At 64.1% G+C, this 15,632-nt stretch carries 12 protein-coding genes; 5 read left to right on the top strand and 7 right to left on the bottom strand.

All coding sequences use genetic code 11. From position 1 onward, the window contains the following. The first annotated feature begins 71 nt into the window (after positions 1-71). The 3 genes from VGN93_RS08425 to VGN93_RS08415 all read left to right on the top strand — a co-directional run bounded on the left by VGN93_RS08425 (position 72) and on the right by VGN93_RS08415 (position 5,357). Complete coding sequence (locus VGN93_RS08425; RefSeq protein ID WP_327507101.1) at positions 72-2,735, top strand: DNA translocase FtsK; 2,664 nt, start codon at positions 72-74, stop codon at positions 2,733-2,735. 213 nt (positions 2,736-2,948) lie between these two features. Further along, on the top strand, positions 2,949-3,992 hold the full coding sequence (gene fba, locus VGN93_RS08420) for a class II fructose-bisphosphate aldolase (protein WP_327507100.1): 1,044 nt from the start codon (positions 2,949-2,951) through the stop codon (positions 3,990-3,992). A gap of 222 nt (positions 3,993-4,214) precedes the next feature. Then, positions 4,215-5,357 (top strand): alpha-hydroxy acid oxidase, encoded by a 1,143-nt coding sequence (locus VGN93_RS08415; protein ID WP_319314802.1) that lies wholly within the window; start codon positions 4,215-4,217, stop codon positions 5,355-5,357. A gap of 7 nt (positions 5,358-5,364) precedes the next feature. Here VGN93_RS08415 and VGN93_RS08410 read toward each other — a convergent pair whose 3' ends face one another. The 5 genes from VGN93_RS08410 to VGN93_RS08390 all read right to left on the bottom strand — a co-directional run bounded on the left by VGN93_RS08410 (position 5,365) and on the right by VGN93_RS08390 (position 11,520). Next, positions 5,365-6,399, bottom strand: a complete 1,035-nt coding sequence (locus tag VGN93_RS08410; protein ID WP_327507099.1) for a histone deacetylase family protein — start codon at positions 6,397-6,399, stop codon at positions 5,365-5,367. Next, positions 6,399-7,787: a glutamine synthetase family protein gene (locus VGN93_RS08405; protein WP_327507098.1), complete on the bottom strand. Its 1,389-nt coding sequence runs from the start codon at positions 7,785-7,787 to the stop codon at positions 6,399-6,401. Before VGN93_RS08405 ends, VGN93_RS08410 begins: the two co-directional genes overlap by 1 nt. Then, positions 7,784-9,157 carry a transaminase gene (locus VGN93_RS08400; RefSeq protein ID WP_327507097.1) on the bottom strand — a complete coding sequence of 458 codons (1,374 nt, stop codon included), beginning with the start codon at positions 9,155-9,157 and terminating at the stop codon, positions 7,784-7,786. The genes VGN93_RS08405 and VGN93_RS08400 overlap by 4 nt, the downstream gene beginning before the upstream one ends. 67 nt (positions 9,158-9,224) lie before the next feature. Beyond that, positions 9,225-10,274, bottom strand: coding sequence for a helix-turn-helix domain-containing protein (locus tag VGN93_RS08395; protein ID WP_319313724.1), 1,050 nt, complete (start codon positions 10,272-10,274; stop codon positions 9,225-9,227). A 298-nt stretch (positions 10,275-10,572) separates the two neighbouring features. Next, positions 10,573-11,520 carry an AraC family transcriptional regulator gene (locus tag VGN93_RS08390; RefSeq protein ID WP_327507096.1) on the bottom strand — a complete coding sequence of 316 codons (948 nt, stop codon included), beginning with the start codon at positions 11,518-11,520 and terminating at the stop codon, positions 10,573-10,575. Between the two features lie 136 nt (positions 11,521-11,656). On the opposite strand from VGN93_RS08390, the gene VGN93_RS08385 reads away from it, so the two are divergent. Further along, positions 11,657-12,379 (top strand): SDR family oxidoreductase, encoded by a 723-nt coding sequence (locus VGN93_RS08385; protein WP_327507095.1) that lies wholly within the window; start codon positions 11,657-11,659, stop codon positions 12,377-12,379. Between the two features lie 560 nt (positions 12,380-12,939). Continuing rightward, positions 12,940-13,836, top strand: coding sequence for a hypothetical protein (locus tag VGN93_RS08380; RefSeq protein ID WP_327507094.1), 897 nt, complete (start codon positions 12,940-12,942; stop codon positions 13,834-13,836). Here VGN93_RS08380 and VGN93_RS08375 read toward each other — a convergent pair. Both VGN93_RS08375 and VGN93_RS08370 read right to left on the bottom strand, forming a co-directional pair. Further along, positions 13,833-14,240, bottom strand: coding sequence for a DUF3307 domain-containing protein (locus VGN93_RS08375; RefSeq protein WP_327507093.1), 408 nt, complete (start codon positions 14,238-14,240; stop codon positions 13,833-13,835). The two genes, VGN93_RS08380 and VGN93_RS08375, sit on opposite strands and share 4 nt — an antisense overlap. A 28-nt stretch (positions 14,241-14,268) precedes the next feature. Further along, complete coding sequence (locus VGN93_RS08370) at positions 14,269-15,510, bottom strand: AGE family epimerase/isomerase (RefSeq protein ID WP_327507092.1); 1,242 nt, start codon at positions 15,508-15,510, stop codon at positions 14,269-14,271. Between the last annotated feature and the right edge of the window lie 122 nt (positions 15,511-15,632).

The raw sequence follows: 15,632 nt of genomic DNA, 5'->3' as shown, positions 1-15,632 counted from the left end.
GACAATGTTAACCTTCATTTCCTAACCATCTACGCATCCCTATCGGCAATGATCGTCGAGTTTGCAGGTTCATGCGTATATCCAGAACAAACTTCTATCCCATCCTAGAGACCGAAGGGGAAAGCGACGCGCAAGCGCCGTATTACACCCATGAAAACAATGCCTTGCCGGAATTCGTGCCGGAGGCGGAAGAGTGGCATGCGGCCGACGAACCGGTTGCCAACGATGAGGACTACCGCCCGCGATTCCGCTCGCCGGCGCTGAGAAGCTACGACCCCGGCCAATATGCCGACGGTAGCTGGGAAAGCCATTTCTACATGGCCCCGAACGTCCGCTTCACGCGCACCCCGGACAAGGTCGCCGCCAAGATCGAAGAGGCGGCCGCCGAAGAGGTGCAGCAGGCCGAGCCCGCCGTCGAACAGGCCGCGCCTGCCACGAAACTTTCCGAGGCGGCGCAGCTCTCCCAATCGGAACTGCTCCAGCGCCTGCGCGAAGCGCTCGACGATCGTCGCCGGCGTTTCGAGGAACAGCAGCAGGCCGCCGCGGCAGCCGTTGCCGTCGAGCCCGTGCCGTCGCTGGTGCAGGCCGTCGTTGCCGCCGGAACGAGCGGCACGCCCGCTGACGCCGCCGTCGTCTACAAGCCCGCCGTGCCGCTGCCGGCGCCTGTCGCGATCGTAAAGCCGGTAGCCAGGGAGGATGTGCGCGCCGCGATCAGCCGCTTCGCCCATCTCTCCGACCACGCCTTCTGGGAAACGCTGGTTCCCGACGAGGACGCGTCCGAAATGCCGGCAAGGAAGGCTGCCACCGTCGTGCGTATGCCGTTGCCGACGCCCACCCCGGCGCCCGTTGCCATTGCGATGCCCGTAGCCGCGACAAAGCGGGAGGAGCCGCATTCCATCACCGCGCTCTTCCGCGTCGTCGAGTGCCGTCCGGCCGTTGCCCGCCAGCCGGTTGTCGAGACCGTTGTCGCCGCCGTTCCCGAGGTGAAGGCGGAACCGGTCGTCGTTCCGGTCATAGAAGCCGCGCCGGTGGCCGTTCCGGCGATCGCCGAGACCAAGCCCGCGACGGTGGTCATCACGCCGGCCGCCGTCATCGAGCCCGTGCGCGAAACGCCGTCCTCGGTGCTCTCCCGCTCGAAGCCGTTCCAGGTGACGCTGACGACCTCTGCCGGCGACACCTACGAATACCCGCCGCGCGAACTGTTGCAGGAACCGCCGCGCACCGTCGGCTTCGTGCTGACGCAGGAACAGCTGGAGCAGAATGCCGGTCTGCTCGAAAGCGTGCTGGAAGATTTTGGCGTGCGCGGCGAGATCATCCACGTCCGCCCGGGCCCTGTCGTCACGCTCTATGAATTCGAGCCGGCGCCGGGCGTCAAATCCTCCCGTGTCATCGGTCTTGCGGATGATATCGCGCGCTCCATGTCGGCGCTGTCGGCCCGCGTCGCCGTCGTGCCCGGCCGCAACGTCATCGGCATCGAACTGCCGAACGCGACACGCGAGACCGTCTATTTCCGCGAAATGATCGACTCGGCCGACTTCGCCAAGTCCGGCTACAAGCTGCCGATCTGCCTCGGCAAGACCATCGGCGGCGAGCCGGTGGTGGCCGAGCTCGCCAAGATGCCGCACCTGCTCGTCGCCGGCACCACCGGCTCGGGCAAGTCCGTCGCCATCAACACGATGATCCTGTCGCTGCTCTACCGGTTCCGCCCGGAAGAGTGCCGCCTGATCATGGTCGATCCGAAAATGCTGGAACTGTCGATCTATGACGGCATTCCGCACCTGCTGACCCCCGTCGTCACCGATCCCAAGAAGGCCGTCATGGCGCTGAAATGGGCGGTGCGCGAGATGGAGGATCGCTATCGCAAGATGTCGCGCCTCGGCGTGCGTAATATCGACGGCTACAACAACCGTGTGGCCGGCGCGCGCGACAAGGGCGAGACGATCACCATCAGCGTGCAGACCGGTTTCGACAAGGGAACCGGCGAAGCGATCAACGAGGAGCAGGAACTCGCCCTCGACCCGATGCCCTATATCGTCGTCATCGTCGATGAAATGGCCGACCTGATGATGGTGGCCGGCAAGGAGATCGAAGGCGCGATCCAGCGGCTCGCCCAGATGGCACGTGCCGCCGGCATCCACCTGATCATGGCGACGCAGCGTCCTTCGGTGGACGTCATCACCGGCACGATCAAGGCGAACTTCCCGACCCGCATCTCCTTCCAGGTGACGTCGAAGATCGACAGCCGCACCATTTTGGGCGAGCAAGGAGCAGAACAGCTTCTCGGCCAGGGCGACATGCTGCACATGGCCGGCGGCGGGCGCATTTCGCGCGTGCATGGTCCCTTCGTCTCCGATGAGGAAGTCGAAAAGGTTGTGCTGCACCTGAAGGCGCAGGGCCGTCCGGAATATCTGGAAACGGTGACCGCCGAGGAAGAGGACGACGAGGACGAGAAGCCGGCCACGGGCGGCGCGGTCTTCGACAAGAGCGACATGGGGGCCGAGGACGGAGACGACCTTTACGAGAAGGCCGTCAAGGTCGTCCTGCGCGACCGCAAATGCTCGACCTCCTACATCCAGCGCCGTCTTGCCGTCGGCTACAACCGGGCCGCGTCCCTCGTCGAACGCATGGAGAAGGAGGGCCTCGTCGGCCCCGCCAACCATGTCGGCAAGCGCGAGATCATCAGCGGCGAACGGGGCAGCTTCCAGGCACCGCAGGAAGCCGACGACGCGGATTGAGATTTTTGCCCCGGCCGCATGTGCCCAGCGGCCGGGCATTTGTCCTACTTATTTGAATCCGATGGGATTTTTGCCGTTTCCACGGGAAATTTATTTCGCTGACGCCATTTAATCGATTTGGCTTGCCGTCCGGTCTTTGAGGCCTGTTGCATATGGCGGACGATCTGTGAATAGTGCCGCCGACCCCAAGAAATGCATCCAAGGAGGACAGGAATGGCATTGATCACCATGCGGCAACTGCTCGATCACGCAGCGGAAAACGACTACGCACTGCCCGCATTCAACGTTAACAACCTGGAATATATCCAGGCAGTCATGCGCGCGGCGGATGCGACGGATTCCCCGGTGATCCTGCAGGCGAGCCGCGGTGCGCGTGCCTATGCCGGCGACGCCTTCCTACGCCACCTCATCCTGGGTGCGGCGGAAGAATATCCCCATATCCCGGTCTGCCTGCATCTCGACCACGGCGACCAGCCCTCCACCTGCATCTCGGCCATCACCAACGGTTTCACCTCGGTCATGATGGACGGCTCGCTGCTCGCCGACGGCAAGTCGATCGCCAGCTACGACTACAATGTCGACGTGACGGCGGAAGTCGTGAAGATCGCGCATGCGGCCGGCGTCTCGGTCGAGGGCGAGCTCGGGTGTCTTGGCAACCTGGAAACGGGCGCCGGCGAGAAGGAAGACGGCCACGGCTTCGAGGGCAAACTGACCCGTGAAGAGCTGCTGACCGACCCGGACCAGGCGCTCGACTTCGTTTCGAGGACCGGCGTCGACGCGCTCGCCGTCGCCATCGGCACCAGCCACGGCGCCTACAAGTTCACCCGCGCACCGGATGGCGACATCCTGTCGATCGAGACGATCGCCAGGATTCACCAGAAGCTGCCGAACACGCATCTCGTCATGCACGGCTCGTCGTCGGTGCCGCAGGACCTGCAGGACCTTTTCACCGCCTATGGCGGCGAGATGAAGCAGACCTGGGGCGTACCCGTCGCCGAGATCCAGAAGGCGATCCCGCTCGGCGTGCGCAAGGTCAACATCGACACAGACCTGCGCCTCGCCATGACCGGAACGATCCGCAAGAATTTTAAGGAAAAGCCGGACAATTTCGACCCGCGCACCTACCTGAAGCCGGCGACCGCCCGCATGACGGAAGTCTGCCGCGAGCGTTTCGAAGCCTTCCGCACCGCCGGCAAGGCTTCCAGCATCCGCGTCAAGCGCCTGCCCGACATGGCGAAGTTCTACGCCACGGCATAAGGCTTTCGCCCTCCCGGCGCCATCGGGAGGGCGATTTTCCTGGCGGGCGGCCGCCATCGCGCTGAATCCACATTGACAGCGCCTCTTCATCATTTATGCGTGAATATCTCATTCATACGAGTCCCGCTCCGCTCCAACGTTTCCGTTGCGAGCGGGTGTGCCGCCTCGTAAAAGGATGTGATCCCGGAACAGCCGGACGGTGCGAGGACAGACAGCATGAGCGTGAACCAGGCCCTGACGATCGCGGACCTCAAGGAACGGGCGCGCCGTCGTGTGCCAAAAATGTTCTTCGAATATGCGGATTCCGGCGCCTGGACCGAAGGCACCTACCGCGCCAACGAGGATGACTTCCACAAGATCAAGCTGCGCCAGCGCGTGCTTGTCGACATGACGAACCGGTCGCTGACGAGCGAGATGATCGGCGAGAAGGTCTCCATGCCCGTGGCGCTCGCACCGACCGGCTTTACCGGCATGCAGCACGCCGATGGCGAAATGCTCGCAGCACAGGCCGCGGAAGAATTCGGCGTGCCCTTCACGCTGTCGACGATGAGCATCTGCTCGATCGAGGACGTGCGTTCCGTCACCTCAAAACCCTTCTGGTTCCAGCTCTATGTGATGCAGGACAGGGATTTCGTCCTGAACCTCATCGACCGCGCCAAGGCCGCCGGCTGCTCGACGCTGGTGCTGACGCTCGACCTGCAAATCCTCGGCCAGCGCCACAAGGACCTGCGCAACGGCCTTTCCGCGCCGCCGCGCTTCACGCCGAAACATCTCTGGCAGATGGCCACAAGGCCCTTCTGGTGCCTCGACATGCTCGGCACCAAGCGCCGCACCTTCGGCAATATCGTCGGTCACGCCAAGGGTGTGGGCGACCTTTCGTCGCTGTCTTCCTGGACCTCGGAACAGTTCGACCCGCAGCTGTCCTGGAAGGACATCGCGTGGATCCGCGACCGCTGGGGCGGCAAGCTGATCCTCAAGGGCATCCTCGACGAGGAAGACGCGCGCATGTCGCTCGGCAGCGGCGCGGACGCGATCATCGTCTCCAACCATGGCGGCCGCCAGCTCGACGGCGCCGCGTCCTCGATCAGCATGCTGCCGCGCATCGTCGACGCCGTCGGCGACAAGATGGAAGTCCATCTCGACGGCGGCATCCGCTCCGGCCAGGACGTGCTGAAGGCGCTCTGCTATGGCGCCAAAGGCACCTATATCGGCCGCCCCTTCCTCTACGGCCTCGGCGCCGGCGGCAAGGCCGGCGTGCGCCGCACGCTCGAAATCATCCGCAAGGAACTCGACGTGACCATGGCGCTGTGCGGCGAGCGCGACGTGAAGAACCTCTCGCGCAACAACCTGCACAAGGATTTGTGAGCGGGCGTCAGCCGCCCTCGAATCCCTGCAACACGTTCACCGCATTGACCCCCAGCGCGTCGACGGCGTAGCCGCCTTCCATCACAAAAAGCGTCGGCAGGTCGAAATCGGCGATGCGGCGGCCGATGGTGGAGAAGTGCTCGCTCTCCAGCTTGAATTTCGAGATCGGGTCGTCCTTGAACGTGTCGACACCGAGCGAAATGACGAGGGCGGTCGGGGCGTAGGCGCGGATCTTTTCGTGGGCGTCTTCGAAGGCGGCCTGCCATTCGGGCCAGGCGGTGCCGGCGGGCAGCGGATAGTTGAGGTTGTAGCCTTCGCCCTTGCCGGCGCCGCGTTCGCGGGCGTAGCCGAGGTGGAAGGGAAATTCGAAATCCGGGTCGCCGTGCAGGCTGGCGAGCAGCACGTCGTCGCGGTCGTAGAAGATTTCCTGCGTGCCGTTGCCGTGGTGGTAGTCGACGTCGAAGATCGCGACGCGGCTGTGGCCGTTGTCGAGAAAACGCTGGGCGGCAATGGCGGCATTGTTGAGGTAGCAGTAGCCGCCGAAGAAATCGCGGCCGGCATGGTGGCCGGGCGGACGGCAGAGCGAGAAGGCGGCGCGGTCGCCGGCGAGCACGGCGTCTGCCCCGGCGAGCGCTGTGTCGGCGGCGCGTTTGGCGGCCTGCCAAGTGGTTTCGGTGATCGAGCCGGCCATGTCGAAGGAATAGTAGGAGAGCCGCGCGTCGAGGCCTGAGGGCGGGGCGTCGATCATCGGCATGGAACGGTGGCGCCAGCTATAGGGCCAGACCTCGCCATCACGGCCGGCGGCGCGCCATTCGGCAAAGACGGTTTCGAGGAAGTCGAGATAATCGGGCGTGTGGATGCGTTCTATGGCCGCCCGTTCGTAGGGCGGCGGCTCGATGACCGGGCCGAGACCGACCTCGTTTACGCGCCGCAGCACGATTTCGGCGCGCACCGGCTTCTCGAAGGTTTCGACGATGCGGCCGAAGGAAAGCTCCATGCCGCTGTGATGCAGGTGATGGTCTGCCGTGTAGAAGGTCTTCATCAGACGATTTCACCATAGAGCGTGCGTTCGAGCGCCGTGACTTCCGCGGCGACGCGGCGGTATTCGGCGCGTTTGAGAGCGAGGAAAACGTGGTGCAGCCGTTCGCCCAGCGCCTCCTTCAGGAAGGCGGAGCGGGTTGCCGTCTCGATGGCGCCGCGCCAGTCCGGCGGCAGGTCGTCGCCCGCGGTTTCGGCATAGGCCGTTGTTTCGGGGCCGGGGTCGGCCTTTGCAAGCAGGCCCTTGCGCATGCCGGCAAGCACCGTTGCGCCGACGAGATAGGGGTTGGAATCGATGCCGGCGGCGCGCTGTTCGAGATGGCGACCGGCGGGGGAGCCCGCGGGCACGCGCACAGCGACACTACGGTTGTTGGTGCCCCAGGTCGGTGTCGTCGGCGCATAGCTCTGGGCGGCGAAGCGGCGCCAGGAGTTGAAGTGCGGGGCGAAGACCAGCATGGATTCCTGCATCGTCGTGAGCAGGCCGGCGACGGCGTGTTTCAACAGCGGCGAGAGCGCCTGACCTTGATCGGCGAAGCGGTTGTTGCCCTCGGCATCGGCGAGGCTGGCATGCACATGCATGCCGGAGCCCGCGCGGCCGGCAAAGGGTTTTGCCATGAAGCAGGCCATCATGCCGTGGCGCACGGCAAGGCTGCGGATCAGGCGCTTCAGCATGGCGAGGTCGTCGGCGGCGCGCAGCGCCTTGCCGTGGCGCAGCGTCAGCTCGAACTGGCCCTGGGCATATTCGGAAATCATCGTCTCGACGGGCAGGCCCTGCGCCTCCGCGCCGCGATAGACTGCGTCGATGAAGGGCTCCAGCCGGTCGAGTTCCGTCACGCCATAGACCTGGATGCCATCCGGCCGCTCGCCGGAGAGCGGCAGGCGCAACGGCTGGAAATTGCCGTCGGCCGTGCGCTCGCGGTCGAGCAGGTAGAATTCCAGCTCATAGGCGAGGACGGGGTGGAAACCATCGGCTTCGAGCAGGTTGACCTGGCGTGCCAGCGCATGGCGTGGATCGCAGTCCATCGGCGCCCCGTCGAGCTCGAAGAGCGCCAGGCGCAGTTCACCACGCGGCGGCGAGGTCCAGGGCAGGGGCACGAGCGAGCCGGGGATCGGCCAGGCACGACGGTCGGCATCGCCATCGGACCAGACGAGGCCGGTCTCCTCGACATCCTCGCCGGTCACGTCGAGACCGAGGATGGAACCGGGCAGATGCCGGCCCGAGCGGAAGATCGGCAGCAGCTCGTGCCGCCGGATGATTTTTCCGCGTGCAATGCCGTTGATGTCGATCAGCACGAGATCGAAGGCGGTGATTTCGGGATGGGCGGCCAGAAAAGCTTCCGCCTCGGAAATGTCGGCGGCCTCGGGGGGCGGGGTCGGGATGTCGCGGCTCACGCGGCGGCCCTCCGTTCCGCGAGGCGGCCGATGACGCTCGCAAAGGCCTCAACGAGGCCATCGGCCTGCTTTTCGGAAAGCGCGGGGCTGACCAGCACCATGTTGTGGAAGGGCGTCAGCAGGTAGCCGAGGTTCAGCATGGAGAGATGCAGCGCCGCCTCGATCGTGTCGGATGCGGCGGCGCGGGCCTCCGCGGCATTGCGCACCGGCAAGGGTGAAAACACCACTTCCAGCCGGGCGCCGACGCGTGAAACCGTCCAGTCGAGGCCGGCCGCGGCGATCGCCGCCGTAAAACCCGCCTCGATACGGTCGGCGCGGGACTGCATGATGCGGTAGGCCTCCTCGGTCATGACGTGCTCCAGGCAGGCGCGCAGGCAGGCGAGTTGCAGGGCGCTGCCGGAGAGCGTCGTGCCGATGCCGGAATGGCCGTGGCCGCTCTGCTCGCGGCGGATGACGTGCAGGCGGTCGGAAATCGCCTGGCTCATGCCCCAAACGCTGACCGGAACGCCGCCGCCGATCGGCTTGCCCATGACGATCAGGTCGGGATCGAGGCCATTCACCCTGCAGTAGCCGCCAAGGCCGGTGGAGATGGTATGCGTCTCGTCTATCAGCAGCAACGTGCCGGCGGCGCGCGTCAGGCGACGCAACGCGTCGTGGAAACCGGGCGCGGGCGAGATCATGCCGCAATTCGTCATGACGGGCTCGGCGAGCACGCAGGCGATGTCGTGCGAGGCGAGCGCCTGTTCCAGCGCTGCTTCGTCGTTGAAGGGAATGGAGACGGTGAGTTCGCCGAGATCGCGAACCTGGCCGAGCAGGTTGCGGCGGGAGATGGTTTTGCCATCGACGAGATCGACCAGCGTATCATCCACCGCCCCATGATAGCAGCCATCGAAGACCAGCAGCTTGGCGCGGCCGGTGACGGCGCGCGCGATGCGGATGGCGAATCGGTTGGCGTCGCTTGCCGTGGCGCCGAGTTGCCAGCGCGGCAGGCCGAAGCGCTCGACGAGCAGGCGGCCCACAGCTTGCGCATCGGAAGAGGGCAGCATGGTGGTGAGGCCGCGCGTGCCGGCATTCTTCAGGGCTTCCAGCACCGGGGCCGGACCATGGCCGAACATCGCGCCGGTATCGCCGAGGCAAACGTCGACGACGTGGTTGCCGTCGAGATCGACGAGTTCGACGCCGCTCGCCCGGTCGACGACCATGGGGAAGGGGGTCGGCCAGTCGAGCATCCAGTGCTGCGGCACGCCGTCGAAGAAGCCCGATGCCGCCTCGTCATGCGCGGCGGCACAACGCGGCCGCCTTGCGCGAAAAACCTCTGCTTCCGCCTCGATGAGCGCGCGGGCGCGCGCCTCCAGGTTCGCCCTCTCCATGCCGTACCCCCGTGAAATGTGATCACATATTGGCCGATGTGATTTCAAGTGTCAAACGACAAGATGGCTACAATGCGCTGACGATGCGCAGCCAGTCGTGCACGGAGGTGGCCGCCTGTTTTTCGGCGGAGCCTCGGGCGAGCGGCCTGCTGCCGCCCATGTCGCGCACCTCGCTCGGGCTCATGCCGAACTGGTGCCGGAAGGCGCGGGAGAAGGCGGAAATATCGGCAAAACCGCAGGCATAGGCGATCTCGCCGACGGTGCGCTGGTGCTCGTTCGCCAGCATGTCGAAGGCCGCGCGCAGGCGACGCGTGCGAATATAGTCGGTGACGCCGCCGATCGGCTCGAACAGCCGGTAGAGCGAGGCGCGCGACAGGCCGAACATCTTGCACAGATGGTCCGGGCCGAGATCCGGCAGCGCGATATGCTGCTCGATGTAACGGCGGATCTGCATGATCATGGCGCCGCGGACCGTGGGGGAGGGAAGGCTGCGGTCGGCGACCTGCGGGCCGACGAGATTGGTGACGAGGTTGGCCGTGGCGGTGACGATCGCCGGGGCTTCCGCCTGGTTGATGTCCGCAAGGTCCTCGAAGAGCGCACGCAGGTGGCTGCCGATCAGCCGGGCCGTGCTTGTCGAGCGCTTGAGAAGGAGGCCGTGCAGGGCATCGTTCTGCACATCCTTGCTGAACAGCAGGTGGCGCGGCAGAACGAGCGTAAGGTTTCGACAGTGCTGCGTCTCGGAATGCATGGGGCGCGACAGGTCGAAGATCGATATGTCGCCCGCCTCCACCAGCACGGTCTCGCCGTTGAGGGTGCGCACGTCGCTGCCTTCCAGCGTCTTCTGCACGAAGATCAGGTCGAGGCCGCTGCGGGCGATGCGCTCGGAATCACGCGAAAAGGTATAGGTCGTGCCGCGCAGGTCCGCGACGAAAAACACCGCCGGACCCATGAAATAGGTGGAAAGGCCGGCGCGGAAATCGCTAATCTTTTCCGGCGTTGCCATGGTCGTGCCGAAGACAGGGTCGAGCGTCTCGGCGAAGAGCTGGCTTTTGCGACGGCAATCCTCGCCAGCTTCTGCAAGCACGGAGTTGGATGGCAGCTTGGCAGCAGAACTCATTGTCTCTCACGATGCTGGCACAACAGACAACACGCCTATCAAAGAACGGGTACGGCCGAAGGTTCCTGGTCGAAGTAAATAAGCCTTGCATTTCAATGCTTCCCGGAACGTCCGGCAAGGCCCTTTGCCAAGATGACGTCTGGTTTTTCCCAAATATTCTAACAAAAAGAACGCCGGGACGAATCCCGGCTTTCTCTTCACGTCAATAGCCGCGAGATATCGGGCTATGGTTGCCCATCGCGTTTGTAAAAATCTCGGCCCAGATCCCATCTGCGGATAGCTGGTTTCAGACTCGCCGCTAACTCCCTTCCCGGGTAGCTGGCGACGTCTCCACCAATGCCGCTTTTCGACGATCTGTATAAGAGGACGTCTGCGTCGTTTTGAGTCTCGCGACGTCTCTCACCGGAGGAGCGCCAAACATCCGCGCATATTCCCTGCTGAACTGGGAAACGCTCTCGTAACCTACCGCAAACGCCACACCGGCGGCGTCCCCGGCCTTTTCGAGCAGCAGACGGCGCGCTTCATGCAGCCTGAAGCTTTTCTGATACTGGATGGGCGTGAGCGACGTCGCGACCTTGAACTGTCTATGGAAAACCGAAACGCTCATACCCGCCATCCGGGCCAGGTCCTCGACCTTGAAAGGTTCCGTGTAATTTTCGCGCATCCAGCCAAGCGCACGTCGAAGGTTTGATTGGCGGCTTCCGGCATATGCGATCTGGCGTAGCTTGGCACCCTGTGGTCCTTGAAGAAGCCTGAACAGGATTTCCCGCTTTAACATTGGCGCAAGCACAGGGATCTCGTCAGGCCTGTCGAGCAATCGGATCAACCGCAGAAAAGCGTCCGCGAGTTCCGGTTGGGTCGGACTGATGCCCAAACCGCACATGAGATCGGGATCGCCGCTCTCGGGCATCTCGGCAATCAACTCGGCCAGCGCCGCCTGGTCGAAATTGAAACCAATCCCGAGAAAAGGTTCCCGGCGGCTCGCCCGCGAGATCCGGCCCACGACCGGGATCTCGATGGTGGCGACGAAATAGTGTCCTTCGCCGTAGACGAGGGCGTTGACGCCGCAGGAGATGTCCTTTTCGCCCTGGAGCACCAGGCACATCGTCAACTCGGTCATGCCCGCCGTCGGCTCGGTCGTGGTCCGCGATTGCAGGAGGGACACGCCGCAAATCGTCGTCTCCGTGCGTGGACCGCGGGCGTGTCGCGTCACGAGCGCCTTGAGTTCGTCTACCGTGTCAGCCATCCGTTTTAGATCGCACCGCTTCAGGTCGACTGCAAGGGTCCGGCAGAAATAGGCAAAAAGTCAGCAGAATTCGGCACGTTCGCAGACGGTGCCGTCCCCAATTCTCCTGTTGTCGAAACCAACCTGGAGAATACGAATGTCGAAGAACGCGCTGATCACGGGAGCAAACAAGGGTATCGGCTACGAGACCGCCCGCCGCCTGGGGGAGCTTGGCCACAGGGTATGGCTGGGCGCGCGGGATACAGACCGCGGCGAGGCTGCGGCGAGAAACCTGAGAGACCTCGGTCATGATGTCCGCCATCTGTCGCTGGCCGTGGATGACGACGAGAGCGTCACGGCGGCCGTGGATCGCGTCGGACTGGAAGACGGCAGGCTTGACGTACTGATCAACAATGCCGCCGTGCCGGGCCAGTTCGTGGACCCGGCGGAGCAGGACCTGGACGACATAAGGCGGGTTTACGAGGTCAACGTCTTTGCGCCCATACGCATTATCCAGGCGTTCCTGCCGCTCCTGCGGGCAGCTCCGGCAGCCAATATCGTCAATGTCAGCAGCGAGCTTGGCTCGCTCGGCGCGCTCTCGGACCCCACCAGCGAGTTCTACGGCGTCAACGCGCTCGGCTATAACAGCTCGAAGAGCGCGTTGAACGCGGTGACCGTCGCCTTTGCCAAGGCGTTGTCCGAGAGCGGAATCCGTGTGAATAGCGCGGATCCGGGATACACCGCGACCGACTTCAACGGCGGCGAGGGGTATAGAACCGTGGAAGAGGCCTCAGAGATCATCGTAAGTCTGGCGTCGGCCGAGGGGGCGGGTTCGCCCAACGGGAGCTTCGCCAACGACAAGGGCAAGCTGCCGTGGTGACCGCGTTGGCCCTCGATCCGATGCCCGCTTTCGCGGTGTGACGTGGAGCACCCGCATCTTCGACCTGGACGAACATGCGGGTGCTCACCCTTGAAAGTGAGCGGCTGCGCTTCAAGGCCTCACTGATCTTCTGGAACCTGTAGGGATGGTATGTCTAAGACCGCCTCACGTGGCGTCGAAGTAACTCCGGACCGGGTGTAGGACAAGCTCGGTTCGACGCGTTTCTAGCCGCGGCCGTGACCTTCGCAAAGGTTGCCTGTACCGCTCGTCAACACGACTGGGACAAACCGGCATTCGCTTTGCGGATGAAAACCTTGCCGTGGGCGAAACGTCGTTACTTTGACCAAGTTCCCGGAAATTCGCGGCGCCTCGGATTCAAGCCCTTGGCACGGCGTCTCATTCTTTTGTCCCCCCGTCTCATATTGCGGAATGTGCTTAGTAATACAATTGACAGTTTCCCTGCGCTGCAACCCCATGGAAAATAAAGGGTCCATCCGGGCCCTCGGCACCGAGAAAAGAACATAACAAGGTGTGCCGATACGGATTGGGGTACGGCAGGCATGGATCAGATTTCTTTTGACGACGGCTCGGTGGCATTCAAGGTGCCGCCGTTCGAATTCTTGAGCGCACCGGGTTTCGCAGAGACGAGGGGTCGGCTGATATCCGGGAAGCTCGCGCTCTACGAGGGCAACCACCTGTTCAACCGGCTCATCCTGGAGGAGGGCCGGTTCCTCTGTTATCTGGCGGCACTTTCGCTTCATGCCGGCCAGGACATGGCGCAGTCCTCGACCTGGCTGACGCTCGGGCGTCTCCAGCGCGAGGTCACGGAACTTGGCGTCGCCAGCCGCAACCGGGTCGAAGCGCAGGTCTCGTGCCTGCGCAAATACGGGTTTCTCACGCAGCAGCCGCATGCCTCGGACCGGCGCGTGCGCCTGCTCGTGCCGAGTGCTGCGCTCCTCGCGCGCGATGCCGGCATCCTCGGACTTCTCGTCAGCGGATTGTCGGATTTCGGGCTTTCTCCGACGGGGGGGCACAAGGGGCCGCTTGGCCCCGATCTGCACCGCGCCATGCGGCGCGCCACGCTGCCGCTTCTGCCGGGCCTCAGCCGCATAATCCGCCGGCATCTGCTGCTGGCGCCGTTCTTCGCCCATGATTGCGGCTACATGATCCTGCTGCTTCTGCTGCGCAGCGGCCAGGAAAGCGGCAACAACACCATTTCCACCGGCTACCAGCGCCTCGCCACACAGACCGGCGTTTCGCGCACCCATGTCCGCCGGATCGTCGAAGCCGCGCGCGATGCCGGCCTGCTGACGACGACGGCACGCGGCGGCCACGACATCCGGCTGACGCCGGCGATGTGGCATGCGGCAGACCGCTGGTTTGCCGACAATCTTTCCCTGACGGACCTGCTGCTGCGCGAAGCGGGCATGCAGGCGCAGTCCGCCGAGGCCGCCTAACCCGCGGAGCCTGCGGCGGCGAGAAGGATCGCCAGCAGGACATGCGTCAGGTGATGCAGCGTCTGGTCGGCGCCGAAGAACCACCAGAATGTCGTCTGGCCCGGCGTCAGTTTCTGGCGGCGCGTCGCGATGCTCTTCAGCCGGTCGATGGTGCCATGCACGAGGGCATCGGCGAGGCCGAGCCAGGCGAGCGGCGGCGACACGACGAGGAAGAGCACGGCGGTGATGGCGCCATGTATGCCGGCATGGATTGCCAGCGGCCGGAACCAGCCCACCGGTCGGTCCTTGCCCGCCACCATCCGGCTCGTCTGGAAGACGAAATCCGCCAAAAAATGTTTGACGAGGAACGCCACCGAAGCGGCGGCGATCCACGCAGTCGAGATCTGGTCGGGTATATCGATCATTCCGCTCCCGTCCGATCGACAGGCGGCCTTATCGGCCGCCCGCCTCGATGATGCCCCTGGTCAGGCTGCCCGTCGCCGGATAGAGCGGGATGAGGCAGGCCTGGAGCGCATGATAGATGTCGCCCTTGCCGGCGAACAGTGTGTAACTTGGCAGAAGATCCTCGGTGAGTTCCTCATGCCAGCCGCCGCGGTCCTGATCGAGGAAATGGCGGGCGATCGAATCCCAGATCTTGCGATACCAGATCTCGTGGAAATCGCTCGGCAGATGTTCTGCCAGGAAGGCCGCGGCGCCAACGCCCTCGGCCATCGGCCACCAGAGCTTGTTGCGCTTTGCCGGCTCGTCGTTCCAGTCGAGCGTGTAGAAGAAGCCGCTCTTCTCCTTGTCCCAGCCGAGCGCGATCGACTGCGCGAAGAGCGCCTTGGACGCTTGCGGCATCCAGTCGTGTTTCTTGCCGCCAAGTGCGTAGAGCTGGAGAATGAGGCGCGCCCATTCCAGCCAATGGCCGGGCGTGGTGCCGGAGGGGCGGAACATTTCGTTGCCGCGATATTCCTTGTCGAGCACCCAGTTCTCGTCGAAATGCTCGGGCACGCGAAAACCGTTTTCGCCGGCGCGGCGGCGAATGATCAGGTCGGCGATGCTTTCCGCCTTGTCGAGATAGCTCTTCTCGCCGGTCGCCTCGAAGGCGGCCATCAGGGCTTCCGTCAGGTGCATGTTGGAGTTCTGGCCGCGATAGCCGGCGACCGGCGACCAGTCGGCCTCGAATTCTTCTGCGATCGCGCCGTGTTTGTCTTCCCAGAAGCGCCGTTCCAGGATTTCGGTGACGTCGGCTATCATGCGGTCGGCATCCGGGTGGCCGGCAAGCTTGGCGCTGGATGACGCCAGCAGCACGAAGGCATGGCCGTAACCCTGTTTGCTGGAATCCAGCAGGCCGGAATTGTCGAGCGACCAATGGTAGCCGCCGCGCTCCTTGTCGCGGTGCTTTTCCCAGAGATATTTCATGCCGTGGTCGACGATATTGTCGGAGCCGGGGCGGCCGAGCAGGCTGCCGATGGCGAAGCAATGCACCATGCGCGCGGTAGAATGGATGCCGCGCACCGGATTGCCGGGATTGAGCGGACGCCCCTCCGCATCGAGTTCGTGGAAGCCGCCGATCGGATTGAACGCCCGGTTCTGGAAGAAATCGAACAGGCGGTTTGCTTCCCGCCAGAGCCATTGGCGATGATAGTCGCGCTTGCGCCACGCCGTGCCAAGATGTCCCGTTGCGCCCATGATGCGTTCTCCTTTTTGATCGGTCCGCATTTGTTGTGCCCTTGAGCCTCGGCCAACCGGAGCGCGGGGAGTTACCGTGGCGTGGGGATCACGCACGGCCCGCAACGCTCGCAATGACGGCT

It is taken from the genome of Shinella sp., from assembly GCF_035998705.1.
Classification (GTDB): domain Bacteria; phylum Pseudomonadota; class Alphaproteobacteria; order Rhizobiales; family Rhizobiaceae; genus Shinella.
The sequence above is the reverse complement of the archived record's forward strand: the minus strand, read 5'-3'. Positions and strand labels throughout refer to the sequence as shown.

Coding starts and splice junctions, on each gene's coding strand:
- fba (WP_327507100.1), top strand. CDS start 2,949: ATGGCATTGATCACCATGCGGCAACTGCTCGATCACGCAGCGGAAAAC.
- VGN93_RS08395 (WP_319313724.1), bottom strand. CDS start 10,274: ATGAGTTCTGCTGCCAAGCTGCCATCCAACTCCGTGCTTGCAGAAGCT.
- VGN93_RS08400 (WP_327507097.1), bottom strand. CDS start 9,157: ATGGAGAGGGCGAACCTGGAGGCGCGCGCCCGCGCGCTCATCGAGGCG.
- VGN93_RS08370 (WP_327507092.1), bottom strand. CDS start 15,510: ATGGGCGCAACGGGACATCTTGGCACGGCGTGGCGCAAGCGCGACTAT.
- VGN93_RS08375 (WP_327507093.1), bottom strand. CDS start 14,240: ATGATCGATATACCCGACCAGATCTCGACTGCGTGGATCGCCGCCGCT.
- VGN93_RS08380 (WP_327507094.1), top strand. CDS start 12,940: ATGGATCAGATTTCTTTTGACGACGGCTCGGTGGCATTCAAGGTGCCG.
- VGN93_RS08385 (WP_327507095.1), top strand. CDS start 11,657: ATGTCGAAGAACGCGCTGATCACGGGAGCAAACAAGGGTATCGGCTAC.
- VGN93_RS08425 (WP_327507101.1), top strand. CDS start 72: ATGCGTATATCCAGAACAAACTTCTATCCCATCCTAGAGACCGAAGGG.
- VGN93_RS08390 (WP_327507096.1), bottom strand. CDS start 11,520: ATGGCTGACACGGTAGACGAACTCAAGGCGCTCGTGACGCGACACGCC.
- VGN93_RS08410 (WP_327507099.1), bottom strand. CDS start 6,399: ATGAAGACCTTCTACACGGCAGACCATCACCTGCATCACAGCGGCATG.